The sequence below is a fragment of the Pantoea sp. 18059 genome (assembly GCF_902706165.1).
Taxonomy (GTDB): Bacteria; Pseudomonadota; Gammaproteobacteria; order Enterobacterales; family Enterobacteriaceae; genus Pantoea; species Pantoea agglomerans.
The window spans coordinates 1,024,245-1,050,439 of record NZ_CACSJS010000001.1 but is presented as its reverse complement, the minus strand read 5'-3'; the positions used below and the strand labels follow the sequence as shown (position 1 = coordinate 1,050,439).

The window sequence follows — 26,195 nt, the reverse complement described above, 5'->3', positions numbered from 1 at the left end:
ACGCTTACAGATCATTACGTTCACGGAGACGGATGGATGAAAGCACCCATCGCAAAAAAAATACCCCATGAGATGACGCTGCACGGCGAGATGCGCGTTGACGACTACTACTGGCTGCGCGACGACAAGCGCGAAAACAGCGAGGTCCTTGATTACCTGCGTGCCGAAAACAACTACGGCAAAAAAATCATGTCGTCACAGCAGCCACTGCAGGACCGGGTATTAAAAGAGATTATCGATCGGCTGCCGCCTGAAGATCACTCAGTGCCCTATGTGAAAAATGGCTACCGTTATCAGAGCCGTTATCAGAGCGGTAACGAATACCCGGCCTATTACCGCCAGCCCGCCGCGAGCGATGAGTCTGGCGAGTGGAGCCTGCTGCTGGATGCCAACCAGCGCGCCTCGCACAGTGATTTCTATACCATGGGCGCGCTGCATATCAGTCCGGATAACCGGGTCATGGCGCTGGCTGAAGATTTCCTGTCTCGCCGGCAATATGGAATCCGCTTCCGTAACCTGGAGAGTGGCAGCTGGTACCCTGAAGTGCTGAGCAACGCCTCTTCCAGTTTCGCGTGGGGTAATGACTCGCGCACCCTCTACTATGTGCGAAAACACCCGCAGACGCTGCTTTCTTATCAGGTGTGGCGACACGAACTGGGCACGCCGCAGTTCGACGACCAGCTGGTCTATGAAGAGCAGGATGACACTTATCATCTCAGCGTACATAAGACCACCTCCAAGCAGTTCATCATGATTGCCCTCTACAGCACCAACACCAGCGAAATTCAGCTGATTGATGCGAACTTCCCCGACGCGCAGCCCCATGTGTTTTTGCCGCGCCGCCGCGATCATGAGTACAGCATCGACCACTACGATCATCAGTTCTTCATTCGATCCAACCGGGAAGGCGAAAACTTCGGGCTGTACCGCAGCCGCTATCTGGACGAGTCACGCTGGGAAACCCTGATCCCGGCACGTGAACAGGTAGTGATGGAAGATTTTCAGCTGTTTCGGGACTGGCTGGTGGTCGAGGAGCGCCAGCGCGGCTTGACCAGCCTGCGGCAGATCAACTGGGCCAGCGGTGAAACCAGCGGCATCGCCTTTGACGATCCGACCTATGTGACCTGGCTGGCCTACAATCCGACGCCGCGCACCAGCAAACTGCGTTACGGCTATTCGTCGATGACCACGCCGACCACGCTGTTTGAACTGGATATGGATACCGGCGAACGCCGCATCCTGAAGCAGAGCGCGGTGAAAGGCTTTAACGCGGAAGATTACAAAAGCGAACATCACTGGATCAAAGTCAGCGATGGCACCGAAGTGCCGGTATCGCTGGTCTATCACCGCAAACATTATCAACCCGGTCAGAATCCGATGCTGGTGTATGGCTACGGTGCCTACGGCAGCAGTATGGATGCCGACTTCAGCGTCAGCCGCCTGAGCCTGCTGGATCGCGGATTTGTCTATGCGCTGATACAGGTGCGCGGCGGCGGTGAGCTGGGGCAGCAATGGTATGACGGCGGTCGCCTGCTGAACAAAATGAACAGCTTCACCGATTTTATCGATGTCACTAACGCGCTGGTGGCGCGTGGCATCGGACACCCGGAACGACTCTATGCCATGGGTGGCAGCGCGGGTGGCTTACTCATGGGCGGGGTGATTAACCTGGCACCGCAGCGGTTCCACGGCGTGGTTGCCCAGGTGCCGTTTGTGGATGTGGTCACCACGATGCTGGATGAGTCGATTCCGCTGACCACCGGCGAGTATGACGAGTGGGGCAACCCCAACGATCCGGAGTACTATCGCTATATCCGCCAGTACAGCCCTTATGACAACATCGAGGCGAAAGCCTATCCCCACCTGCTGGTCACCACCGGCCTGCATGATTCGCAGGTGCAGTACTGGGAACCAGCCAAGTGGGTGGCGAAGCTGAGATCGATGAAAACCGACAATAACCTGCTGCTGCTCTGCACCGACATGGATGCGGGTCACGGCGGCAAGTCGGGGCGCTACAAAGCCTATGAAGGGATCGCGATGGAATACACCTTCCTGCTGGGACTGGCGCAGGGCACCTTACCGCCAGCCCAGGATTACTGAGATTCGGTCAGGTACTTACGCAGCGCCTGCCGCAATGGCGGGCGCAGATCGCTGACGTTATCCAGCATCCACTTCAGATAGCCCGGATCCTTGCGCGCAACGACCGCGATCGCCTGGCCGCGGTATTTGCCAAACGGCAGAACGTCGTCGCGCTGGGCCGCAGGTTGTGACCGCACAATCATCTCGGAGGCACTCCAGCCGGAGGTCTCCATAATACGGATCAGCAGTGCTGCCGTAACATAGCAGTCATAGAGCGCGCGGTGAGCATGCAGGTCGGCGGGCGGCGTGACATCCAGCTTCAGCGAATGACGCAGTGCCTGGTTGCCATATTTAATGCCCGGCCAGAGCTGACGCGCCAGCTGCATGGTGCAGATCCACTCTCCGTACATCTCCGGCAGCATCCGGCGATCAAAACTGGCGTTGTGCGCCACGTAAAAAGCACTGCCGTGATAGCGAGGGATCGCCTCTTCAATGGTCGGCTTACCGGCGACCATCGCTTCGGTGATGCGATGCACGGCCATTGCCTGACGGCTGATAGGGCGGTCGGGCAGGGTGAGATCGCTCATCGGATTCACAATCTGGCCGTTGACCACATCCACGGACGCCACTTCGACTACGCCACCCTGCAGGCCGCAGGTTTCGGTATCAATAACGCGAAATATCATTGCTTCATCTTCGGTTCATAAGGAAGGCGCGACAGGCTGAGCGAGGCCTGGCGGTAGTGCATCAGACGCTGACGAAACCAGTCACGCAGCGCTTCGGGCTGCTCCTGCGCCACCATTTCGGCGACGATCGGCATGTTATAGCGCTCTTTAAACGCCACACCTGCTGCCGCCAAATCGACATTAATCTTGTCTTTCTCTTCCTGGGACAGCAGGGCAAGGTTATGGCTCATAATATTCTCCTGACGATAGCGGGCAAAAGTAATGTTTTCGGCGGTCTGAATCAAGGATAAAGGATCGCATCGCTGGCCTCGACAGTGCAAATACAGCAGCGTATCCTTTTGCCACGTTTATCGCCCTGGCGGTGGTTAAAAGGATGATCTTATGCATAAAAAACTGATTTCCCGCATGGTTATTGCGCTGGCGGCAGCCGGACTGATGACATTCAGTTCGCTGGCAGCGGCGCATGCGCATCTCCAGTCTTCTATCCCGGCGGCCAAAGCGCAGGTAATGACATCCACCGATGCGCTGACGCTGAACTTCAGTGAAGATATTGAAGCGGCATTCAGCGGCGTCACGCTGCTGGATAGTGCACAGAAGCCCGTCGCCACCGCTAAAGCCCGCGTTGAATCTGGCCAGAAAAACCGGCTGATTGTGGGCCTGTCTCAGCCGCTGCAAGCGGGCAGCTATCAGGTTAACTGGCATGTGCTGTCGGTGGATGGACATAAAACCGCAGGAAGCTATCGCTTTAGCGTGAAGTAACTCCGGTGACCACCCTCTGGATCCTGTTACGCGCGCTGCATTTTGCCGCCGTGATGCTGCTGACCGGCAGCGCCTGTTACAGTGCGCTGCTGGCACCCGGACGCTATCGACCACTACTGGCGCTACGATTAAACCCGCTGGTGAAAGGGAGCGCCTGGCTGGCGCTGCTGAGTGCGCTGGCGATGCTGGCCTGCCAGAATGTATTGATGAGCGGCGACAGCGCCAATCTGGCTGATGTCGATATCTGGCTGGCGGTGATTGGCACGCACTTCGGTGGCGTGTGGCTGTGGGAAATCCTGTTTAGCCTGCTGGCCGTTGCCGGTTTGTTACTGACCGGGCGGCTGCGTCAGCAGGTGTTACTGCTGGCGGGCGTTCTGCAACTGGCCTGCATGGCTCTGATTGGTCATGCCGCGATGCGCGATGGCTGGCCGGGATTGTTTCAGCAGCTCAATCATGCACTACATCTGATTGCCGCGGCGTTCTGGACGGGCGGATTACTGCCTCTGTTGCTGTTGATGCGGGAGGCGCGCCAGATCGATCGGCGTACTGACGCTATCCGTACCATGATGCGCTTTTCGCGCTATGGTCATCTGGCGGTGGCGTTAACGCTGCTGAGTGGCCTGATAAACAGCGTGATGATCGCGGGCTGGCCGCTGACGTGGCACGATTCACGCTACATTGTATTGTTGCTGTGTAAAGTGTTGCTGGTTGCCCTGATGGTGCTGGTGGCGCTGATTAACCGATACTGGCTGGTGCCGCGATTCCGCCTGGCGGGCAGCGGGACGCAGCAAAAATTTATTCGCATGACGCAGCTTGAACTGCTGCTGGCGTGCGGAGTGGTTGGGCTGGTCAGCGTATTTGCCACGCTGTCGCCAGCCTGAATGTGGTTTAAGAGAGAAAAGGGTAGTTATGTTGCTGAAGAAAGTGATCCCCGCAATCCTGTTGTTATCCGTATGCGGCCAGGCGCTGGCGGCACAAATCATTACCGTCAGCCGCTTTGAGATCGGTAAAGAGAAGTGGCCGTTTAACCGTGAAGAGGTGATGCTGACCTGTGAGAAAGATGGTGCGATGTTTGCCATCAATCCGAGCACGCTGATGACATACCCCCTGAACGATATCGCCGACACACTGTTCAAAAACAAACAGGTGAAAGCGCAGCCGATCAGCGTGATCCAGGCCGAAGACAAAGCGCATCCGGGCCAGATGATGAGTCTGCAGCCGATTGTTGAGCGCACCCAGGCGCTGTGCGGTAAATAAACCTGTCGGGTGCAGCATCGCGCTGCGCCCAACCCCTCTTTTTTGCCGTTGCGATCACAAACTGATCCGGTTTATGCCCCTGCGGCTCCCGTTTGCTGGCAATTCCACCGCGCTGTTCTAATGTTAAATGGCAAGGCGACATCGCCTTCATAAATGCCAACTTTTAGCGCACGGCTCCTTGAGAGCCATTTCCCTGGACCGAATATAGGAATCGTATTCGGTCTTTTTTTGTTCTATGATTTATAAAGATTTTTCTGTGACTTTTACGAAATAACCCGAAATCACAATATTTAATCTATGCCATCACATATTCCTGATCGCTTGAATCACGATTGTTTTTCTTCATAGAAAAGTTTTTTATGGTCGAATGGCCTTTACAAAAAACCTCTTCGCTTCTCACATCAAATAGTCGACTTTCAGCGCGTCTCATCTCATGAAAATTCGGCAGGTCTGGCCCAATCTTAATACCTCTCATTTCGCGCGCTTCGACTAATACTCTCATTAATGCATCTGGGGCGTTACGTTGGATCAGGTCTTCATGGTAAGTATGGCGTTATTGATATCGATAACGCAGAAACAGTGACGTTAATCATTCATCTGATGTCCATTGATTGAAGGTATGTTAGGGGACACAGCTCGTGCCGAGGGATTCACGTATTTATAGTTCTCTGACGGACGGATGGGTAAATTTCGGAGAGTGATCGTTTTATCTTAGTGTGGCACTATAATACAGCCATTATCATGAACGAGGGATTGAGAATGATATCAGGAACAGCAGCAAAACAGGAGCCTGGACGTTACTACACATTTGAGTCGAGATTGCCTCAGGGCGTTTTTTTTGAGATTCGCCCCAGCCATTTGCCAGGAAATGCAAAGCCCGTAACAGATGAAACCAGCGGTATGTGTATCGGTTACTCGGTCGCACAGGCTCCGGGTTTGTGGCAGATTTATGATGTTCAGGGGCATTTTCTTCACCTTGAAGAAGCACCGCTTGAAACACCGCTAATTGATCCAACTGATATTGCATTATTGGCGTTAGGTGTTTTTCGTATTCTTCGTACCGGACGGGTACTATTTGAAGCTGGCTCACGTGCGGCAATCTCAGCAAAAATTAGTCAGGGTACGGTATCTATTTTGCGTGGGCGGCTGAAATTCGGGCTACATGCGCGCAAACTTAAAATGACGCAAACAGCCGCAAGCCATATGTACGAACCCGCTCGATATGTTCCTTTGCAAATTCAGGAAAGGGCTATTCGTTATGGCAAGCGCATGCCAGATCCTCGTGAAGGTAAGGAAATGTTCCGATACGAAACGGACATTTATAAACTGCGCTTCGATAAGCAGCTTCAAGAGTATGTCTATCAGAAGTACAAATTAGAGGTGATTGTCAGAGAATCGGACTGGACAATATCTCATTTTCAATATTTTCATTAATTAACAGGAACATTTCCATGTTTGATATCAGGAGTGAAGAATTTACTTTCGCAATCGCACCTTTTGAACGCATAGTGGATAACGAAGCCGATCCTGTTAACCATAACTGGGATTGGATACAGTCCTGGATAGAATTCTCGGTAAGCGGCCTGAAGGTGGCGTTTAAGACTGAGTTCACTGTTGGAGAGTTGAAAATGTTGAAGAAAGAATTTTCAGCTTTTCATCAGGCGATAATTGCTCAGAAAAAGTTAAAGTCGTTTAAATATCAGAGCGATATTCATCAGCTTGATATGATACTGACAAATGAAAATACTATTGATAGCGTAACTATTGATTTTATCCTTCGACCGGAGCCTCATGCCGACAGCGTTCAGGTTAAAGGCAGCTTTGGCCTTGATGAAAGCTATTTCCCCGACATTCTGAAGAGGCTGGATGAAATGATTCAATGGCAGAATTAAACATTTAGCCATTGAAAAGTTTTAACTGAAAGCTTTGGGCATAAAATGGGTATTTATTCAGGTTTTTCCGTCCATGCAATATTCGATGCGGTAGTATCAGCACCTGTACTGCCAAACAGGGGGAAATTGCTGACGCTCTTTATGAGATTATGAATAAATGAAGCGTGCTATTTTATGGCTGATTCAGTCATTTTTATATTTAGTTCCTGCTGCAGTTATTGTGGCTGGCGTGTATATCTTCATCTGCTTTGTTCCGCAGTATGCAGCACTTCTTAGTTTTGCATGGGTTATCATAGTTTCTTATGTGTATATTAAATTTAACCGATGGTGTTGATAAAATCCTGACATATTAGTGAGCTGAAAATTTGAGTGGAAAAGCGAACGCAAAATAACCCTACTAGTTTAAGGTGCCCGGTCTCCATCCCAAAAACCCACTCCACTCTGCAAAAGCAGAAACAACCCTGCCATCCTCGCACCCAAAGCTTACCTGTCATCTTGTCATCACCGCGGTTTGGCTTATCCTTAAAGCTTCAATCAAAAGGAGCATCGTTTATGAAAGCGGCAATTGCTAACAATGAACACAAGGTTGAAGTGGTTGAGAAGACGCTACGTCCTCTCAAAACGGGCGAAGCACGGCTCAGGATGGAATGCTGTGGCGTATGCCATACCGATCTGCATGTGAAGAACGGGGATTTCGGTGATAAAACCGGCGTGACGCTGGGTCATGAAGGTATCGGTATTGTTGAGGAAGTCGCGCCAGATGTCACCTCACTCAAGCCTGGCGATCGTGCCAGCGTGGCATGGTTCTTTAAGGGCTGCGGGCACTGCCAATACTGCAACTCCGGTAACGAAACGCTCTGCAGAGAGGTCGTTAATGCCGGTTATACCGTCGATGGCGGTATGGCTGAAGAGTGTATCGTCGTTGCAGACTATTCGGTCAAAGTCCCCGACGGGCTTGATCCTTACGCCGCCAGTAGTGTCACCTGCGCCGGTGTCACCACCTATAAAGCGGTGAAAGTGTCCGAGGTAAAACCGGGTCAGTGGCTGGCGATTTACGGTCTTGGCGGGCTGGGAAACCTCGCTCTGCAGTATGCGAAAAATGTCTTTAACGCCAAAGTGATCGCGGTTGATGTGAGTGATGGGCAACTGGCACTGGCGAAAGAGATGGGCGCCGACCTGGTCGTAAACTCGGCCAGCGAAGATGCGGCTCGTTTTATTCAGGAACAAACCGGTGGGGCGCATGCGGCTGTGGTAACGGCGGTTGCCAAAGCAGCGTTTAACTCTGCTGTCGATGCGGTCAGGGCCGGTGGTCGGGTGGTGGCTGTCGGACTGCCGCCGGAAGCGATGAGCCTGAATATTCCACGTCTGGTGCTCGATGGCATTCAGGTAGTAGGATCGCTGGTCGGGACGCGTAACGATCTGGCGGAAGCTTTCCAGTTTGCGGCAGAAGGGAAGGTGGTGCCGAAGGTGACCAAAAGGAAGATTAGTGAGGTCAATGCCATCTTCGATGAGATGATTCAGGGCAAGATCCGCGGCAGGATGGTAATCGACTTTAGCGGTCAGTCTGCTGAATAATCCGTGCTGATAATCGCAGAAGCCCGCGCCGTGCGGGCTTTTTTATGCCTGTAAGGCCAGCTCCCTCCCTCTGAATGCGTAAGCGCACATTCCGTTAAAGCATTAATAAGCGCGGCTTTATGTTTCATGATGTGATTTTCACTTGAACTTTACCGGTAACATTATAGTTTATGGGGTGAAGTCTGATTACACACATCTGAAGGAGGGTTATTTATGGCTAAGCATCACTTACTCAAATCCATTGAAATTGCAGCGATTGTGCTGTTTGTCCTGATACTGGCGTATCTGGCGGTTACCGGTCTGCTGTCATCAACAGGCGTTGATCACGCCTGGCCGTATCCCAGTAAGTAACTGAGTGCCGCACCAGGGAAATTATAAATAATATAAATAGATAACCGATCCTGATACAGGACATAAAAAACCCCGCAATCGCGAGGTTAATCAGAGTCTACACCAGGCTCACCGAAAGCAGAGTCAGCTCTTCGGTTTCCAGCGCCAGGCTTTTTTTGGTTTCGAACATAAAGGCTTCCAGCGCCTCCTCGACATCGTCGCCCTCGATAAAGGCGTGAGTCGTGACATGATTTTCACCTTTGGGCTTAATCACGTAAGAAACAAACCACTTCTTCTTTTGCATAATGCTTATCCTCTTCTGAATAGGTAAATGCCGCACACCGGCAATACTGAGCTTTCACGCCAGCAGTTCAGCGGAACATGTACGGGTTCGGTCTGACAAAGACTAATCGAGCGGGGCCGGATGCAGCAGGTCGATCACGTCGTCAATTTCATTGCTGGCCGCATGGCGATCAAGGGCAACCGCATAGTAGCGTCCCTTGCAGTAGTGCTTTGTTACCGCCACCCGATGGCCGGTATCGCTATCAGCTTCACCGCCGGTCAGAGTCTGCAGGTGGGGCGGGATAACCAGCTCACTTTCGAGTTGTTCTGCTTCAATGATCACTGCGCCACCGTCGGTGGATAGCAGCAGATGCTGAATGCTCATGTTCTCTCCTCTGAGTCAGATTGCTAACCGGCAAAGTGTAGTTCACCTCAGCGGGTGTGCTGGCGACGAGCTTAATCAATGCCTGAGCAGGCTCGTTATCACAGCCAATTGCGCTTTTCCTGGCATAAAAAAAGCCCCGAAGTCGGGGCTTTTAAAAACAGAAGGGCCTGCCTTAAAAACTCAGCTGGTCTGATCGGCCAGCTTCGGCTTCAGCACGCGCTTACCAATCTGAATGCCGGGCTTCTCAACATACTTATAGAGTAAAGAGGCCAGCGCATAGGTCACCGGGATAGCAGAGACGCAGACAATCAGGAAACGCATCATGTCGCTCTTAAACTCGATGTCGGTGTGATTGAGCAGCAGTGCGATCAGCGGGATTACAATCAGCAGATGCAGCAGGTAGACCGAAAACGACACGTCGCCCAGCCAGGTGCTGAGACGGTTGTTCAGCAGCTTACGCGGCAGAGCAATCAGCGTTGCCATCAGGCTGCCCTGCGGGTATTGCCACAGAATCGCCGTCATACCGACGATCATCAGCGCCTCCATAATCACCTGCAGCTTAATCGCGCCCAGGCCCATCGCCACGCTGGCAACCGGGCCGAGCAGCGCAAAGGCGACGTAGAGCAGGGATTTACGGCGAATCGCCTCGGCCAGCAGCATCCCCGACAGGAACATATTCAGCTTTATCAGGATCATTGAAGGCATCTCAAACGCCTCATAATAATCTGCCAGCACATATCGGCCAGCGCAGCAGAGCGCCATGATGCCAATCAGCGAGGCGGCATAACCAAAGCGCAGCGTCACCAGCATGATGAACGGGAACAGCAGATAGAACTGCATCTCCAGCCCGATGCTCCAGTCAGGCAGCACAGTATTAAAACCATATTCGGGCAGCAGGCCGAACAGGAAACTGAAGTGGGTCAGGATGTTTGCCAGCGACTGGTCGTTGTAACGCGACGACTCTGTGGCGGTGCCGGAATAGAAATGAGCAATGGTGTCACGCATCTCGCCAAACCACGGGCCATAAATCAGGGCGATGATTAACAGCAGATAGTAGAGCGGGGCGATGCGGAAGAAGCGCCGGATCCAGAACTTCTTGATGGTCTCTGTGCTCTGCCACGGCTCTTTCTGCTGACGCTCGACGTAGTTTTTCGCCATCAGATAACCCGATAACAGAATAAACAGATCGACCCCGATGCCAGGGGATGAAATAAGCGTGATATGGCAATGAACCAGTAAGCTGATATGGCCAACTAATACCCAGAGAGAAGCGATGCCGCGTAATCCCTCCAGCTCCGTAGACCAACCTCGTGTTGCAGACATAACTATTCCTCGTTTTTATCCGACCTTCGGCGCTCACTAAGCCTCAAGGCAACAGATATGTAAACGGGCCTTTACAAAAGTAAGAAGATTCCGAGCACAGGTAAGTGGGGGAAATCAACCCAAACAGGGCGGGAAAGCACAGGAAGTTAAGGGCGTGCAGTGGCACACCCTTAATCAATATCACTGATTGAAATGGTGGATCAGGCCAGTTTTAACAGGATCATACCGGCCAGCAACAGGGTCAGGCCGGCCCAGCCTTTGCGGTTCAGCCGCTGGCCAAACAACACCCATCCGGCCGCGACAGTGGCGATAATCCCAAAACCGCCCCAGACCGCATAGGCGATCGAGAGATCGATACCTTTGACCGCCTGAGCGAGTGCGCTGAACGCGAGCAGGACACAGCAAAGTGAAAGCAGACCGTATAGCGGTTTCTTAAATCCATCAGAATATTTAAGGAATATGTTAGCGGCAATCTCCAGCACGATAGCCAGCGCCAGCCAGGACGCATGAACAAGATCAGCGATGAGCATGATTAACCTCCGCTGATGATTGGGTGCCGGTTTTGATCAACACAATTCCGACGATCAGCGTCACCAGCCCACAGATTTTCAGCGCTGACAGCGTTTCACCAAACAGCTGCACGCTGAATAACGTAATCAGCATGATGCCGATACCTTCCCACAGCGCATAAGCCACGCCCAGGGCGATACGTTTAATGGCGAAACTCAGCAGAATATAAGAACAGGCAATCATGCCCAGCATCATCAGGTAGCCGGAATGGCTGCCATTGAGGCTGGACCATTTCATAAAAAGGGTACCAATAATTTCAGTAACAATAGCGAGTGATAATAAAACCCAGGCGCGCATGGGTGCTCTCCAGCAACGATAAAGGACGACCTGCAACAACGCACAATGTGCGGGCAGACTCAGAACAGTTCGAAGTGGTGAGGGGACTACAGGGCGTTACGCCAGTGCTGATCGGCGGCGTTCCAGCCAGAAAGGCAAGAGGGGGAATGCAGGGGGTTTGACATGAACATTCTGCTCATAAAATTTACAACACATCCACATTGTTGCTTCTCATCAGTGGACGGATAGTGCCTCCGGTTAAATAGACGCTGGATTTATAGCATTCTGCACATCACCAAATCAACAGCAGATGCTGCTTTGTTTGATGTCTGTTAAGGTTTGATGATTTGAAAAGGGTGACGTGTGGGAAAGGATGTGTGGTAAACCGTAGTGAAAAAAATAGCCGGGCAACAGAAGTGCCCAGCTATTATTAAGTGACGCTGTCACGTATCATTCAGCGCGCTGCGGAACCGTGCGAACGGGCGCATCACCCGCAACATAGTAAGCGGCGGTGCTGCGCGGCAACGGATCGCGTCCACGAATCTTATCGGCAATCTTCTCGCCAATCATGATAGTGGTGGCGTTCAGGTTACCGGTGATGATCAGCGGCATAATCGACGCATCCACTACGCGTAAGCCTTCCAGTCCATGCACACGACCTTCGCCATCAACGACGGACATCGGGTCGTTACCCATCTTACAGGTGCCGCACGGGTGATAAGCGGTTTCGCCGTGGTTACGCACGAACTCATCCAGTTGCTCATCTGTCTGGCAATCCAGTCCCGGACTGATTTCACGGCCACGGTACTTGTCCAGCGCCGGCTGATTAATGATCTGGCGCGTGATGCGAATTGCATCGCGGAACTCATGCCAGTCCTGCTCATGCGACATGTAGTTAAACAGAATGGCCGGATGACGACGCGGGTCGCGCGACTTCAGGCGTACATGACCGCGGCTTGGAGAACGCATCGAGCCGACGTGACACTGGAAGCCGTGGGCATCAACCGCGTTGGAACCGTTGTAGTTAATCGCCACCGGCAGGAAGTGATACTGGATGTTCGGCCAGCTGAACTCTTCGCGGCTGCGGATAAAGCCACCCGCTTCAAACTGGTTGCTGGCGCCGATACCGGTGCCGTTAAACATCCACTCCGCACCAATTTTCGGCTGATTCCACCACTTCAGAGCCGGATAGATTGAGACCGGTTCTTTACACTCATACTGAAGATACATCTCCAGATGGTCCTGCAGGTTTTCACCCACGCCCGGCAGGTCGTGAACCAGCGGGATGTCGAACTGTTTCAGCAGCTCAGGAGAACCCACGCCAGAACGCTGCAGGATCTGCGGCGAGGCGATAGCGCCGGCACACAGCAGCACTTCACGGCGCGCGGTCACTTTGTTGATGGTGTTGCTGTCGCCCTGCAGGTACTCCACGCCGACCGCACGCTTGCCATCGAAGATGATGCGATCGGTGGTGGCGTGCGTGATGATCTTCAGGTTGGCGCGGCCTTTGGCCATATCGAGATAGCCACGCGCGGTGCTGGAGCGACGACCATTTGGTGTGACGGTACGATCCATCGGACCGAAACCTTCCTGCTGATAGCCATTAAGGTCGTCAGTGCGCGGATAACCTGCCTGCACGCCCGCCTCAATCATCGCTTCAAACAGCACGTTATTGCCCGCTTTAGGCGTCGCAACACACACCGGGCCGTCGCCGCCGTGGAAATCGTTCGGGCCGATATCGCGGGTTTCCGCTTTACGGTAGTAGGGCAGGCAGTCCAGATAGCTCCAGTTCTCCAGCCCAGGTTCGCTGGCCCAGTTATCGAGATCCATCGCATTGCCGCGGATATAACACATGCCGTTAATCAGTGATGAACCGCCCAGACCTTTACCGCGACCACACTCCATGCGGCGATTGTTCATGTAAGGCTCTGGCTCGGTTTCATAAGCCCAGTTATAGCGTTTGCCCTGTAACGGGAAGGCGAGGGCCGCAGGCATCTGGGTGCGAAAATCAAAGCGGTAATCCGGGCCGCCCGCTTCCAGCAACAGGACGCTCACGTTGCTCTCTTCGGTCAGACGGGTAGCCAGAACGTTTCCTGCGGATCCGGCTCCAATAATAATGTAATCAAATTCCATTCATCGTTCCTCAGGTTAAGTGATTAAAAGACTGACTGAAAACGCGTCAGCTCAACCTGCACGGACTTCACCTGGGTGTAGCTCTGCAGCGTCATCAGGCCATTCTCACGGCCAATGCCGGAGTGCTTGTAACCACCCACTGGCATCTCTGCGGCTGATTCGCCCCAGGTATTAATCCAGCAGATACCTGCTTCGATCTGATGAATCACGCGGTGCGCCTTATTGAGATCCTGCGTCACCAGGCCGGCGGCCAGACCAAATTCGGTGTCATTGGCGCGGCGGATCACTTCTTCTTCACTTTCATAGCTCAGGATCGACATGACCGGTCCGAAGATCTCTTCACGCACAATCTTCATCTCATCACGGCAGTCGGTGAATACGGTTGGTGCAACCCAGGCACCCTGGTCGAAATCGCCACCGGTCAGACGTTTGCCGCCGCACAGTACGCGTGCGCCTTCAGCGATGCCGGATTCGATATAACGCATCACATTATCGCGATGGCTGAAGCTGACCAGCGGACCAAAGTTGGTCGCCGGGTCACGCAGATCGCCTGCCTGAATGCGGGCAACGCGCTCGCTGATTTTCGCCTCGAATGCGGCCTGCAGTTTTGCAGGAATAAAGACGCGAGTGCCGTTGGTGCAGACCTGACCGGAGCTGTAGAAGTTCGCCATCATGGCGATGTCGGCGGCCAGGTCGAGATCGGCATCATCAAAGATGATCAGCGGTGATTTACCACCCAGTTCCATGGTGACCTCTTTCAGCGTTGAACCTGCTGCATTGGCCATCACTTTTTTGCCGCTGACGACGCCACCGGTAAAGGAGACTTTGTCGATGCCAGGATGCTCAGTGAGCAACTGACCGGTGACCGAACCGATGCCCGGCAGCACGTTGAATACGCCATCCGGCAGGCCCGCCTCGGTGTAAATTTCCGCCAGCTTCAGGGCAGTGAGCGGGGTCATTTCACTCGGTTTGAAAATCATCGCGTTACCCGCTGCCAGCGCAGGCGCGGATTTCCACAGGGCGATCTGAATCGGGTAGTTCCAGGCACCGATACCAGCTACCACGCCCAGCGGTTCGCGGCGGGTGTAAACAAAGGAGGTTTCACGCAGTGGGATCTGCTGACCTTCCAGCGCCGGAACCAGACCGGCGTAATACTCCAGTACGTCTGCGCCGGTGACAATATCGACCGCTGAGGTTTCGCTGTAAGGCTTACCGGTATCGAGCATTTCCAGCTCTGCCAGCTCATCATTACGCTCACGCAGAATATCGACGGCGCGACGCAGGATGCGCGAGCGCTCCATGGCGGTCATCGCGGCCCAGACTTTCTGGCCTTTTCTGGCGGCAGCAACGGCGCGATTGACATCTTCCTGGCCGGCGGCATGAACCTCTGCCAGCACTTCGCCGTTGACCGGGTTAATCGTCTGGAACGTTTCGCCAGACGTTGCGGCAACATAAGCGCCATCGATGTAGAGTTTCTGCTCGGTGAATCGGGACATGTTTTCTCCTTCCGTTATTCGTGCTCGCCAGCCAGTTGCTGACGGATGAATTGGGTGGTCAGTGTGAGGGCGATGACCGGATTAAACGGCTTACCGCTCAGCGCGGCGCGCAGCCACAGACCATCTATCAGGGCAGCCAGCCCATGTGCGGCCAGACGTGCTTTTTCCAGCGGCAGTTCACGCCGGAATTCGACCACCAGCGTTGAGTAGAGCCGCCGGCTGCTGACCCGCTCCAGGCGATTAAGCTGGGGCTGATGCATGCTGCTCGACCAGAAGTCGAGCCAGGCTTTCATCACTGCCGTGTGCACCTGGGTATCATCAAAATTCCCCTCAACGATGGCACACAACCGCTGTTCTGCAGAGGCACCGGCCAGCGGTTCTAACCGCGACAGCACCGCCTCCCGCAGTTGACGCGTCACATCACGCATCGTGGCTTCCAGTAAGCCGTTCTTATCCTTGAAATAGTGACTGATGATGCCGGTGGATACCCCCGCCCGACGGGCGATCTGGGCGATAGTGGCATCATTAATCCCCACTTCATTAATCGTGCTCAGGGTCGCATCAATCAGTTGCCGACGACGTATCGGCTGCATCCCTACCTTTGGCATAGCTCCAGCTCCACCCTCAAATCGAGCCCCTATTTAAACTTTTTTTGATTGCACGTTCAATATAAAAAGAAACTTTGTTAGGATGCTGTTCTTTAAATGTAGCGAAAGCGAAACGGCAATGAGTGCTAAAATAGGCTGCTTTGCCTGAGCGATTAACAGGAAGTGACAGAACGAAACAGGGCCGCACGGCCGGAAAACCGTGGACGGCAAGACTTATCCATTGCGTATTTTCAGGACATTAACCAGAGGTAACCGATGAATAATCCACCTGCCGGTGAAAAAGACAGACTCAATCCCGTTGTATTTTATACCTCTGCCGGATTGATTCTGACGTTTTCACTTGTGACGATTCTCTACAGTGAACTGGCCGCGAGCTGGATCCTCAAGGCGGTAAACTGGGTTTCCGCCACCTTCGGCTGGTACTACATGCTGGCTGCCACGCTCTATATTGTTTTTGTGTTGTATATGGCCTGCTCACGCTTTGGTTCGATCAAGCTCGGGCCGGAGCACTCCAAACCCGAGTTCAGCGTCCTTAGCTGGTCTGCCATGCTGTTCGCCGCCGGCATCGGCATCGACCTGATGTTCTTCTCGGTCGCCGAACCGGTGACGCAGTATATGCAGCCGCCGGAGGGGGCAGGGCAGACGATGGAAGCGGCCCGCCAGGCGATGGTCTGGACGCTGTTCCACTACGGACTGACCGGCTGGTCAATGTATGCGTTGATGGGCATCGCGCTGGGCTACTTCAGCTATCGCTATAACCTGCCGCTCACCATCCGTTCCGCGCTCTATCCTATCTTTGGTAAACGCATCTATGGCCCGATTGGCCACACCGTAGATATCGCCGCCGTGGTCGGCACCATCTTTGGTATCGCCACCACGCTCGGCATCGGGGTCGTGCAGCTTAACTATGGCCTCAAAGTGCTGTTTGATATCCCGGAAGGCCTGACCGCGCAGGCCGCGCTGATTGTCCTCTCCGTGGTGATCGCCACCATTTCTGTCACGTCGGGCGTCGATAAAGGGATCCGTATTCTCTCTGAGCTGAACGTGGTGATGGCGCTGGGCCTGATTCTGTTTGTGCTGTTCTTCGGCAACACCGAGTTCCTGCTGAATGCGCTGGTGCTGAACGTTGGGGATTACATCAATCGCTTCATGGGCATGACGCTCAATACCTTTGCCTTTGATCGTCCGACCCAGTGGATGAACAGCTGGACGCTCTTCTTCTGGGCGTGGTGGGTGGCCTGGTCGCCATTTGTCGGCCTGTTCCTGGCGCGTATCTCACGCGGTCGTACCATCCGTGAGTTCGTGCTGGGCACGCTGATTATTCCGTTCACCTTTACGCTGTTGTGGCTGTCAGTGTTCGGTAATGCCGCGCTGTATCAGATCATTCACGGCAATACGGAGTTTGCGCAGGAAGTGATGAACCATGCGGAGCGCGGCTTCTACAGCCTGCTGGCGCAGTATCCGGCGTTTAAACTCAGCGCCTCGGTCGCGACGATCACTGGTATGCTGTTCTACGTCACCTCGGCGGATTCCGGCTCGCTGGTGCTGGGTAACTTCACCTCGCGCCTGAAAGATATCAACAGTGATGCACCGAACTGGCTGCGTATCTTCTGGTCTGTGGCGATTGGGGTACTGACCCTGAGCATGCTGATGACCAACGGTATCACTGCCTTGCAGAACACCACGGTGATCATGGGGCTGCCGTTCAGCTTTGTTATCTTCTTTGTCATGGCGGGGCTGTTTAAATCCCTGAAGATTGAAGATCACCGTCGGGCCAGCGCCACGCGCGACACCGCGCCCTATCTGGCTCATGCGACCGATCGCCTGACCTGGAAGAAGCGTCTGTCGCGCCTGATGAACTACCCTGGCTCGCGTTATACCCAGCAAATGATGGAAAAAACCATCTATCCGGCGATGCAGGAAGTGGCGAAAGAGCTGGAGCTGCGGGATGGCCGGGTCACGCTTGAGAGCGTTGAGGCGGATGAAAGCAACCCGATTGGCTATCTGGATCTGCGCGTCCATCTGGGCGAGGAGCAGGACTTTATCTATCAGGTCTGGCCGCAGCAATATTCGATTCCGGGCTTTACCTATCGCGCCCGCAGCGGTAAGTCGACCTACTACCGGCTGGAAACCTTCCTGATGGAGGGCAGCCAGGGTAACGACTTAATGGATTACAGCAAAGAGCAGGTGATCATCGACATACTGGATCAGTATGAGCGACACCTGAACTTCATCCATCTCAACCGTGAAGCGCCGGGCAGCAACATCAGCTTCCCAAGCGCTTAAATCAGGGCCCGTCAGTGAGCAATTGCTGGCGGGCTTTTTTTTCGCTACCGTCGTTATGAACAATACCGCTTCACCTGCCGAAATCGACTATCTTTAGGGCTTTGCTGGCCTGATGCCTGAAAAGCGTAGACAGGGAGTCATATGGGAAAAATATTCAGTACGTTTCTGCCGCTCTATACCACTACGCTTCTGATGCTGCTGGGTTCCGGTTTACTGACTACCTACGTCTCGTTACGGCTGGCCAGTGAACAGGTTAATGGTGCGCTGATCGGCGCGATTATTGCGGCCAACTATATCGGGCTGGTGATTGGCGGCAAAGTGGGGCACAACCTGATTGCCCGCGTCGGCCATATCCGTGCCTACGTGGCCTGTGCCGGGATCATTACCGCCTCGGTTGTAGGTCACGGGCTGACAGACTTTATTCCGCTGTGGGTCTTTCTGCGTCTGATTATCGGGCTCTGCATGATGTGCCAGTACATGGTGCTGGAGAGCTGGCTCAACGATCAGGCGGAATCTTCCCAGCGCGGCATGATTTTCGGCCTCTATATGGTCGCCACCTACCTTGGACTCAGTGGCGGACAGGTGATACTGAGCCTGCAATCGGGGTTTGGGGTGAGCACGCTGCTGATTGTGGCGCTCTGTTTCGCGCTCTGTCTGGTGCCGATTGCGCTGACCACCCGCACTCACGTCAGGCCCATGACACCGGCACCGATGGAGCTGGGCTATTTTATCCGCACTATTCCCAAACTGCTCGGCACCACCCTGGTGACCGGCATGGCGATTGGCGCGTTCTATGGCCTGGCACCGGTTTATGGCAGCAGCAAAGGCTTCACCACCAGCCAGACCGGTTATTTTATGAGTCTCACGATTTTTGCCGGGCTGGTGTCGCAGTTTCCGCTGAGCTGGCTCTCTGACCGCTATGACCGCCAGCGGCTGTTATTCATTATTGCCATGCTCTTTGCCGTGGCCTGCGTGCCGCTGGTGGTACTGCCGCATCTGACCTTCCACTGGATGATTGGCATCGCCTTTGCCGCCAGCATGATGCAGTTTGCGCTCTATCCATTGCAGGTGGCGCTGGCCAACGATCAGGTCGCCGCCGATCGTCGTGTCTCGTTAACTGCCTGTCTGCTGATGGCGTTTGGTATTGGCGCCAGTATCGGCCCGCTGGTGGTCGGTGCGCTGATGCAGCCGCTGGGCAGCAATATGCTCTATCTCTTCTTTATGCTCTGTGCGCTGGTGATTGGCGGACTGAGTTATGTGCGTGTGCCGGGTCCGCTTCCGACGACCGAAGTGCCGTTACCGCATGTGGTGATGCCTGACAGTCTGGCGACCTCGCCATTGGGTGCCGCGCTGATCCCGACGCTGGAAGAGGAGGTGATTCATGCGTCAATGGGCGGTCAGGAGCCGGAAGAGGAGAGTGCTGAGTTCGATGACACAGCTGACGAAGAGGATTTGCCCGATGACCTTCCTGAGGATCAGCGGCACAAATAGCAGCGGCAAAGCACCGCTGACTGCACCGTTAAAGCAGGATGTCCGGATCTGACACACTCTTGTCCGGTTGCTGGCTCGACATTCGGGTCAGCAACCGCGAAGCTGGCGCATACCGCTTTTTTGAGGAGTCACACCATGCTGGAACTTCGCCCCAATTGTGAACGCTGCGACGTTGATCTGCCGCCATCTTCTCTGGCGGCACGCATCTGCTCGTTTGAATGCACTTTCTGCGCTGACTGTGCTGAGCATCTCACTCATCTTTGCCCTAACTGCGGCGGTGAGCTGGTGCGCCGCCCGGTGCGTCCGGCAGAGAAACTGCAGAAATATCCGGCTAAAATGCGTAGCTGATCCCAAATGACTACAGATATGGTTGGGGCAGAATAGCCTGGCGCGCCTGATCGCATTATGATGTATTTCGTCCCTGACAGAGCTACCACCTTTACTGAGTGCCGGAGATAAGCGCCGGGAGGGACGTACCTTTCACCTCTCTTTAATCGCTTCGCCCGGCCTCCTTGCTCCCTTGCTCCCTTGCACCCTTTCAGCCAGCCTCATTTGCATTCTGCTTGCCAGCGCGTCATGCAAGTACAGTGTCGGCCCTGACTATACTCTGAAGATGTTTTCAGCAGACAAAGGCCGGGTGTAGCGATGTATTACCAATCCCTGAATGGCGCAGCGTGGCGACGGATCTGGGTGGTCGGCGATCTGCATGGCTGCCGCCGCGAACTGGATGCGCTGTTGCAGCAGCATCAGTTTGACCCGCAGCTGGACTTACTGATTTCGGTGGGTGACATCATCGATCGCGGTCCCGACAGCCTGGGTTGTCTGGCGCTGCTGGAGGAGCCCTGGTTTCGCTGCGTGCGGGGGAATCATGAGGAGATGGCGCTTTCAGCACTACAGGGGCAGGAAATGGCGCTCTGGCAGATGAACGGTGGCGACTGGTTCTTTCGGCTGCGTGGTGCAGCGTTGATTGCGGCGCGTCACGCGTTGCAGCGTTGCCGTGAGCTGCCGCTGATTCTCCATCTGCAGCTCGATGAGCGAATTATTGTGATTGCTCATGCTGATTATCCGGCCCGGGAATATGCGTTGAATAAGCCACTCGACTGGCAGCAGGTGGTCTGGAGCCGTCAGCGGCTGGAGGCGATGGAGTCAGGCGAACGGGCGGGCATCCGTGGCGCAGACGCCTTTTACTTCGGACACACGCCGCTGAAACGGTCGCTGACGATTGCCAATCTGCACTACATCGATACCGGCGCAGTGTTTGGCAATCATCTGACGATGCTGCAAATAAAGTGACTCAGCGGAACAGGCGTCCGTCGCGCACCAGCTCCCGCGGATAGCTGTTCTTGATACGGCTGCCGACTTTTTTAGCCAGCCCCAGCGGCTGCTGCTGATAAGTGACAATCATCTCATTACGGGTGGGTTCCGTTTCCGGGTAGATATCCCGGCCGCGATACCACTCTTCCGCCTCTGCTGCGGTGAGCTCAAAAGTCTGCGCCGCATCCGGTTTTGCCAGCGCAATTACCGCTTCATGCTGCCAGCGATAGCCTTTAGCAAAGGTTTCTGCCAGCTTCAGGCCGATGCGCGAGAACCGCACTTTGCCCAGCAGCGGGGTGACGGCCTTCGGGAACAGCCAGATCTCTTTATCACGCTGCCACAGCTCCAGCGACGCATCCCATTTAAGAGAGACAGCGGCGGCGGCCTGGGCTATCTCACTTTCCAGCTTGCGGCTGAGGTGGGAGAAGGGCAGTTTACCCACTTTGTAGCCCGGCAGCGGTAAGGGCTCGACCGACGCAGTTTTACGCAGCCGCGCAACGAAAAAGCCTTCGCTGTCGAACATCTGCGGGAAGACATGCAGATAGCCCTCGGGCGTCGCGGCCTGTCCGGCACCCTCAAACAGCCCATCGAGCGCTACAACCTCAACAGCGTCCGGATAGCGCTCCAGCAGCCAGGCAATGACCTGCTGATTCTCAATCTGATTCAGGGTGCAGGTGGAGTAAACCAGCGTGCCGCCGGGTTTGAGGGCGTGGAAGGCACTGTCGAGCAGATCGCGCTGGGTCGATGCGATCTCATGCGTACTTGCCAGCGACCAGTTTTTCAGCGCATCAGCATCTTTGCGAATCACCCCTTCGCCTGAGCAGGGAGCGTCGAGCAGGATGGCGTCGAACTGTTCCGGCAGGGCTGGCCCGAAGACCCGTGCGTCAAAGTGCGTTAAGGCACTGTTGCTGACGCCGCAGCGGCTGATATTGGCGTGCAATACTTTTACCCGGCTGGAGGAGAATTCGTTAGCGAGGATAACGCCCTGATTGCCCATCCGCGCAGCAATCTGGGTCGTTTTAGAACCCGGTGCCGCCGCCATATCCATCACGGCGCTGACTTCTGGCTGGGCGTCAAACAGCGCGGTGACCGGCAGCATGGAGCTGGCCTCCTGAATGTAGAACAGGCCGCTGAGATGCTCAGCCACGCTGCCCAGCGGCAGGCTCTCATCTTCCCGGCTGATCCAGAATCCCTCTTCGCACCACGGCACCGGCGTCAGCTTCCAGTCATAATTAGCCGTCTGACTCAGAAAGTCAGCCACGCTGATCTTCAGGGTATTGACGCGAATACTGCGGCGCAGGGGTTGCTGACTATACGCAATAAATTGCGCGAAGCTCGCCTCATCGGGCAGGCTCTGGCGAATTAACGAGAGAAAATCGGCGGGGAAAAGCGAAGAAGCATCTGACACGGGCACATTCCAGTTAAGGCAAAGGCGGCAGTGTATCATGAGGAAAGGAAACGGGCAGCCAGGCTGCCCGTTTGAGGAAGTGAATAAGGCGTATGATCCCTGAGCCGGTGCTGACTTTAAACACTCAAAAGGGCAGAACAGTCTGCCCGTTTGAGATAGCCTTTAGCGCGGAGACGGGATCGCCGTTCCCCAGTTACGCCAATCTTTCGGTGCTTCATCCTGCAGCAGGAAGTGTTTATCCGGATTCGCCTGCGGCGCCAGCGGCACCGTCGGCGGCGTCGCAAACTGAATGCCACCGCGAATAAACTGCTGGAAGGTCCCGGTTTTCACTACGCCACCCACCAGACCGAAGTCCAGGTTATAGCCGGATGCCAGCCAGAACACCGAGTTATTACGCACCAGATGCTGGTACTTCTTACTGATGCGCAGGGCGATCTGCACACGATCCGCCATATTACCCAGTGAGGTGCCGGTCACGGTACCCACTTCCACACCACGGAACAGCACCGGCGTACCCAGCGACAGTGAACCGGCCTCAGTGGCATCAACATAAATGTTCAGGCCATTAAGGTAGCGGGAGTCGGTAATGGTGCTCTCCTGCAGCTCAAACGTGCGCGCGGCGCCGCCTTTACCTGGATCCACGTTGACGTAAGGCTGCAACAGGGTTTCCAGATGATTCACGCCGGTAGCGGAAATCTCCGGTGAGACCACCGAGAAACGGCTGCCGAGACGGGCGAAATCGTTGACATACTCCGGATAGAGTACCGCTTTCGCCACCACCTGATTGTTATCTTTGCTTAACGACAGTGACTCCACCTGGCCGACATTAATACCCAGGTAACGAATCGGCATCCCGGCAGAGAGCTTGCTGGCGTCATAGGTGTGCAGCGTAATCTGGCTACCCACCGCGCGGGCGGCGGTTTCAGACGGATAGAGGACGCGTTTGGCCCCTTTGGCCGACTGCGCACCACTCATATTGTCGAAACTGATCGCGCCTTTCAGCGCGCGGTTAAGCGGCGATGCCTGCACCGTCAGGCCGCTGCCGTTAAGGCTGACGCGTGCGCCACCCTCAGCCCAGAACACGCTTTCGCTGGTCAGCAGCTTGCGATACTCCGGCTGAATATGTACCGCAATATCAAACGCGTCAGCGCGTGGCGTGACTTTGACAATCTCACCCACCTGAAATTTGCGGTAAAGCACGACAGAGCCGGCCTGCACGTCAGGCAGACTGTTGGCGGTCAGCATCAGCGTGGTAGAAGGGCCATCGCCGGTAATGCCTTCTTCCGCTTTTTCAGCATCCGCAAACAGCGGGTAAGCACTTTTTGGCTCACCCTTTTTGCCCGGATCCAGCCGGATACCGCCATCCACCCATTCACGGGCGCTGGCACCTAATACCTGCATGCCATCAAGACCGAACTTCACATCCAGCCGACTGTTAACGATAAATTTACTGTCGCCATGCACCAGATTGCGATTTTCAGGATTGACTGCCACCACGAAATTCACGCCATTTTCATCCAGCGTACGCGACATCACCTGACCAATCTGCATGCCGTGCAGCATCAGCGGCTGGCCCTGATCGATACCATAGCTCTCTGGCGCGCTGAGTTTTACCGTCAGCACATTGGGCTTCTGCAGCAGAGTCTCATTGGACGCCAGCACGGTGTAGTGCTGCTGCGGCTCGCCTTCACCCGGCACCAGTTCCAGCGTGTTGCCGGTCAGTAGCGCGCTGAGGCTGGTATCCGTCAGGCTGATTTTCGGACTGTGCATCTCAATGCGGGTGCCGCTGCGCATCAGACCGACAACAGAGGGATCGATGGTCAGCTCGCCGGTGACCTTGCCGCCATCCTGCAGGTTCAGTTTGGTCAGCGTGCCGACCTCCAGTCCCTGATACATCAGCGGAGTGCTGCCCGCCTTGAGATTGTTGCCGTTAGGCAGATCCAGTGTGATCTGCACGCCGCGCTGACTATGTGCCAGATCGGGATAGAGCCGGTAATTCTGCTCAGCTTTGGCCGTTTCCGCACCCTGTGGCGAGTCAAACGCGATCGCGCCATTGACCAGCGCCGCCAGACTCTCCAGCTGCACTTTAGCCCCGCTCAGGCTGACGTCAGCATTCATGCCTGACACATTCCAGAAACGGCTGTTGGTTTTCACCAGATTGATAAAGCGACGGTCAATCAGCACATCAATCGACACGCCATCGGATTTGCTGTTAATGCTGTAGTCATAGACCCGGCCAACCGGAATTTTGCGGTAATAGACCAGCGAGCCGGTGTTGAGCGAGCCGAGATCGGGCGCATGCAGATGGATCATCAATTCGCCGGTATTCACCCGATATTTGGGCTGCGTATCCAGCGCGGTAAATGACTCGCTGGGTTTACCTTTACCTGGCATCATCCCGATGTAGTTACCACCGACCAGCGCATCCAGCCCCGACACACCCGCCAGCGAGGCTTTAGGCGTCACCAGCCAGAACTGCGTATCTTCACGCAGCGCATCGCGCATGTCGCTCTTTATGCTGGCTTTAATCTGAATGCTGCGATAATCATCACTGAGATTAATGCCCTGCACGGTGCCCACTTCCACGCCCTGATAGCGGATCGGGGTGCGACCCGGCACGATACCATCCGCCGTCTGGAAATTGATGGTGATGGTGGTGCCGCGCTCCTGATAATTGGTCCAGAGCAGCCAGCAGGCGATCAGCATCGCAATAATCGGCAGCAGCCAGAAGGGCGAAATTTTGCGCTTATTGCGCAGCGTTGCGTTAGTCGGTGTAGTCGGCGTTTCCTGTTGCATGTGCATCCCAGAGCAGGCGGCTGTCCAGCCACTCAACAGACATAATGGTCAGGATGACGGCCGCGCCAAAAAATAGTGCCGCCGGTCCCATGGTAAAAGCCAGCAGCTGATCACGGTTGACCAGCGACATGGTTAACGAAATGACAAACAGATCGAGCATTGACCAGCGGCCAACCCAGGTGACAAACCGCAGTAACCGGATGCGGGTTCTCAGCCCCTGTTCACAGCGAAAATGAATGCTGAGCAGCAGCGTCAGCATCACCAGCACCTTGATAAACGGCACCAGAATACTGGCGATAAAAACAATCGCCGCCACCGGAATATTGCCTTCGCCCAGACCCAGGATACCGGAGAAGATGGTGTCCTCACGCCGTGAACCATTAAGGTAGACCACGGAGATCGGCATCAGATTCGCGGGGATCAACAGCACAATCGATGCGATGAGCGCGGCCCAGGATTTCTGCAGGCTGTGGCGGCGTCGGAAGTCGAGCGGCGTGTGGCAGCGCGGGCAGCGGCCCCGTTCATCGGGTATGCTGGTGTTGTGACAGTTCAGGCAGACCTGCATATCGTCACGGGCCATATTGCCTGGCGTCTGTGGGTAGAAATGCTCCCACAGCTGCTCCATATTCAGATGGATCAGTGTCAGCACGCTCAGCACCGTCAGGGAGATGTAAGCCGCCAGCCCGTAGCCAATCTCAAGCGAAGCATAGTCCTGCACTTTAATCGACGCCACGGCGATGCCGATCAGATAGATATCGAGCATCACCCACTCTTTCAGCTTCTCCAGCATCAGCAGCACGGGACGCAGGTTCATGCCCAGCCGGTGGCCGATACCGAGATAACAGATACCCGCCACCAGCGTCACCGGCGCGCCGATGGTGCAGAACGCCACCATTGAGGCCGTCAGTACATCACCCTGCTGGGTCATCTGTATGATGCCTTCCAGTACGCTGGCATTGATGCGCATGCCAAGCAGCCGGATATCTACCAGCGGCAGGGAGAAAGCAAAGGGCATTAACACAATCATGGTGGCGGCCATCGCCATAAGACGGGTCATCGGCCAGTCGCGACCACTGAGAATTTCGGCGTTACAGCGTGGGCAATGTGCCGACTGATGAGATTTCACATCCGGTAAGGAAAAAAGGGTATCGCATTGCGGGCAACGCTGATAACGTGCGTGAGGCAATGTCTGGCTGATAGCGTGAATTTTCATAGGGTGATGCAATCTTCGCTCTTCAGAAGTAACAGA

Annotated in this window: 25 protein-coding genes; 12 read left to right on the top strand and 13 right to left on the bottom strand. The window is 54.8% G+C overall.

The genetic code is table 11. The features are described from left to right. Positions 1–36 precede the first annotated feature (36 nt). Positions 37–2,100, top strand: a complete 2,064-nt coding sequence (locus GVJ63_RS04945) for a prolyl oligopeptidase family serine peptidase (protein WP_159226491.1) — start codon at positions 37–39, stop codon at positions 2,098–2,100. On the opposite strand, the gene exoX is transcribed toward GVJ63_RS04945, so the two are convergent. Both exoX and GVJ63_RS04935 read right to left on the bottom strand, forming a co-directional pair. Further along, positions 2,094–2,765, bottom strand: coding sequence for an exodeoxyribonuclease X (exoX, locus tag GVJ63_RS04940; RefSeq protein WP_022625523.1), 672 nt, complete (start codon positions 2,763–2,765; stop codon positions 2,094–2,096). The genes GVJ63_RS04945 and exoX overlap by 7 nt on opposite strands. After that, positions 2,762–2,995, bottom strand: a complete 234-nt coding sequence (locus GVJ63_RS04935; RefSeq protein ID WP_010258692.1) for a DNA polymerase III subunit theta — start codon at positions 2,993–2,995, stop codon at positions 2,762–2,764. Before GVJ63_RS04935 ends, exoX begins: the two co-directional genes overlap by 4 nt. Positions 2,996–3,146: 151 nt before the next feature. On the opposite strand from GVJ63_RS04935, the gene copC reads away from it, so the two are divergent. The 7 genes from copC to GVJ63_RS22175 all read left to right on the top strand — a co-directional run bounded on the left by copC (position 3,147) and on the right by GVJ63_RS22175 (position 8,599). Then, positions 3,147–3,524 carry a copper homeostasis periplasmic binding protein CopC gene (copC, locus tag GVJ63_RS04930; protein ID WP_022625524.1) on the top strand — a complete coding sequence of 126 codons (378 nt, stop codon included), beginning with the start codon at positions 3,147–3,149 and terminating at the stop codon, positions 3,522–3,524. Positions 3,525–3,529: 5 nt separating this feature from the next. After that, positions 3,530–4,405 carry a copper homeostasis membrane protein CopD gene (gene copD / locus GVJ63_RS04925; protein WP_159226490.1) on the top strand — a complete coding sequence of 292 codons (876 nt, stop codon included), beginning with the start codon at positions 3,530–3,532 and terminating at the stop codon, positions 4,403–4,405. 28 nt (positions 4,406–4,433) lie between these two features. Continuing rightward, positions 4,434–4,781: a YebY family protein gene (locus tag GVJ63_RS04920; RefSeq protein ID WP_010670792.1), complete on the top strand. Its 348-nt coding sequence runs from the start codon at positions 4,434–4,436 to the stop codon at positions 4,779–4,781. Positions 4,782–5,540: 759 nt separating this feature from the next. Continuing rightward, on the top strand, positions 5,541–6,215 hold the full coding sequence (locus GVJ63_RS04915) for a hypothetical protein (RefSeq protein ID WP_235038331.1): 675 nt from the start codon (positions 5,541–5,543) through the stop codon (positions 6,213–6,215). A gap of 17 nt (positions 6,216–6,232) precedes the next feature. Beyond that, positions 6,233–6,673 (top strand): hypothetical protein, encoded by a 441-nt coding sequence (locus tag GVJ63_RS04910; protein ID WP_159226489.1) that lies wholly within the window; start codon positions 6,233–6,235, stop codon positions 6,671–6,673. A gap of 552 nt (positions 6,674–7,225) precedes the next feature. Continuing rightward, positions 7,226–8,248 carry an alcohol dehydrogenase AdhP gene (gene adhP, locus GVJ63_RS04905; protein WP_159226488.1) on the top strand — a complete coding sequence of 341 codons (1,023 nt, stop codon included), beginning with the start codon at positions 7,226–7,228 and terminating at the stop codon, positions 8,246–8,248. Positions 8,249–8,461: 213 nt separating this feature from the next. Beyond that, a complete protein-coding gene (locus tag GVJ63_RS22175) occupies positions 8,462–8,599 on the top strand; it encodes a hypothetical protein (RefSeq protein ID WP_010258717.1) in 138 nt (45 codons plus the stop codon). Positions 8,600–8,696: 97 nt separating this feature from the next. Here GVJ63_RS22175 and GVJ63_RS04900 read toward each other — a convergent pair whose 3' ends face one another. The 8 genes from GVJ63_RS04900 to betI all read right to left on the bottom strand — a co-directional run bounded on the left by GVJ63_RS04900 (position 8,697) and on the right by betI (position 15,651). After that, a complete protein-coding gene (locus GVJ63_RS04900) occupies positions 8,697–8,882 on the bottom strand; it encodes a hypothetical protein (protein WP_159226487.1) in 186 nt (61 codons plus the stop codon). Between the two features lie 102 nt (positions 8,883–8,984). Then, positions 8,985–9,245 carry a hypothetical protein gene (locus GVJ63_RS04895; protein ID WP_010258727.1) on the bottom strand — a complete coding sequence of 87 codons (261 nt, stop codon included), beginning with the start codon at positions 9,243–9,245 and terminating at the stop codon, positions 8,985–8,987. Positions 9,246–9,425: 180 nt separating this feature from the next. Further along, complete coding sequence (locus tag GVJ63_RS04890) at positions 9,426–10,568, bottom strand: acyltransferase (RefSeq protein WP_010258734.1); 1,143 nt, start codon at positions 10,566–10,568, stop codon at positions 9,426–9,428. 200 nt (positions 10,569–10,768) lie between these two features. Next, positions 10,769–11,098, bottom strand: a complete 330-nt coding sequence (mdtI, locus tag GVJ63_RS04885) for a multidrug/spermidine efflux SMR transporter subunit MdtI (RefSeq protein ID WP_010258739.1) — start codon at positions 11,096–11,098, stop codon at positions 10,769–10,771. Beyond that, positions 11,085–11,435 carry a multidrug/spermidine efflux SMR transporter subunit MdtJ gene (gene mdtJ / locus GVJ63_RS04880; protein ID WP_010258741.1) on the bottom strand — a complete coding sequence of 117 codons (351 nt, stop codon included), beginning with the start codon at positions 11,433–11,435 and terminating at the stop codon, positions 11,085–11,087. Before mdtJ ends, mdtI begins: the two co-directional genes overlap by 14 nt. Before the next feature lie 429 nt (positions 11,436–11,864). Continuing rightward, on the bottom strand, positions 11,865–13,547 hold the full coding sequence (gene betA / locus GVJ63_RS04875; protein ID WP_010258743.1) for a choline dehydrogenase: 1,683 nt from the start codon (positions 13,545–13,547) through the stop codon (positions 11,865–11,867). A gap of 23 nt (positions 13,548–13,570) precedes the next feature. After that, a complete protein-coding gene (betB, locus tag GVJ63_RS04870; protein ID WP_010258746.1) occupies positions 13,571–15,043 on the bottom strand; it encodes a betaine-aldehyde dehydrogenase in 1,473 nt (490 codons plus the stop codon). Between the two features lie 14 nt (positions 15,044–15,057). Then, the gene (gene betI, locus GVJ63_RS04865) at positions 15,058–15,651 is read right to left on the bottom strand and encodes a transcriptional regulator BetI (RefSeq protein ID WP_010258750.1); all 594 of its coding nucleotides are present in this window, start codon (positions 15,649–15,651) and stop codon (positions 15,058–15,060) included. 255 nt (positions 15,652–15,906) lie between these two features. Here betI and GVJ63_RS04860 point away from each other — a divergent pair, with 255 nt between their 5' ends. The 4 genes from GVJ63_RS04860 (at position 15,907) to GVJ63_RS04845 (ending at position 20,721) form a co-directional block, all read left to right on the top strand. Beyond that, complete coding sequence (locus GVJ63_RS04860) at positions 15,907–17,937, top strand: choline transporter (RefSeq protein ID WP_010258753.1); 2,031 nt, start codon at positions 15,907–15,909, stop codon at positions 17,935–17,937. Positions 17,938–18,078: 141 nt separating this feature from the next. Continuing rightward, positions 18,079–19,428 (top strand): MFS transporter, encoded by a 1,350-nt coding sequence (locus GVJ63_RS04855; RefSeq protein WP_159226486.1) that lies wholly within the window; start codon positions 18,079–18,081, stop codon positions 19,426–19,428. A gap of 135 nt (positions 19,429–19,563) precedes the next feature. Beyond that, positions 19,564–19,776 carry a DUF1272 domain-containing protein gene (locus GVJ63_RS04850; RefSeq protein WP_010258758.1) on the top strand — a complete coding sequence of 71 codons (213 nt, stop codon included), beginning with the start codon at positions 19,564–19,566 and terminating at the stop codon, positions 19,774–19,776. A 297-nt stretch (positions 19,777–20,073) separates the two neighbouring features. After that, positions 20,074–20,721 carry a metallophosphoesterase gene (locus GVJ63_RS04845; protein WP_045139898.1) on the top strand — a complete coding sequence of 216 codons (648 nt, stop codon included), beginning with the start codon at positions 20,074–20,076 and terminating at the stop codon, positions 20,719–20,721. Between the two features lies 1 nt (position 20,722). On the opposite strand, the gene rsmF is transcribed toward GVJ63_RS04845, so the two are convergent. The 3 genes from rsmF to yebS all read right to left on the bottom strand — a co-directional run bounded on the left by rsmF (position 20,723) and on the right by yebS (position 26,159). Then, positions 20,723–22,150, bottom strand: a complete 1,428-nt coding sequence (rsmF, locus tag GVJ63_RS04840) for a 16S rRNA (cytosine(1407)-C(5))-methyltransferase RsmF (protein ID WP_200843103.1) — start codon at positions 22,148–22,150, stop codon at positions 20,723–20,725. Between the two features lie 162 nt (positions 22,151–22,312). Further along, entirely contained in the window at positions 22,313–24,946 is a 2,634-nt protein-coding gene (locus tag GVJ63_RS04835) for a PqiB family protein (RefSeq protein WP_010258767.1), read from the bottom strand. Continuing rightward, a complete protein-coding gene (yebS, locus tag GVJ63_RS04830; RefSeq protein WP_031591392.1) occupies positions 24,915–26,159 on the bottom strand; it encodes a membrane integrity lipid transport subunit YebS in 1,245 nt (414 codons plus the stop codon). The genes GVJ63_RS04835 and yebS overlap by 32 nt, the downstream gene beginning before the upstream one ends. Positions 26,160–26,195 lie beyond the last annotated feature (36 nt).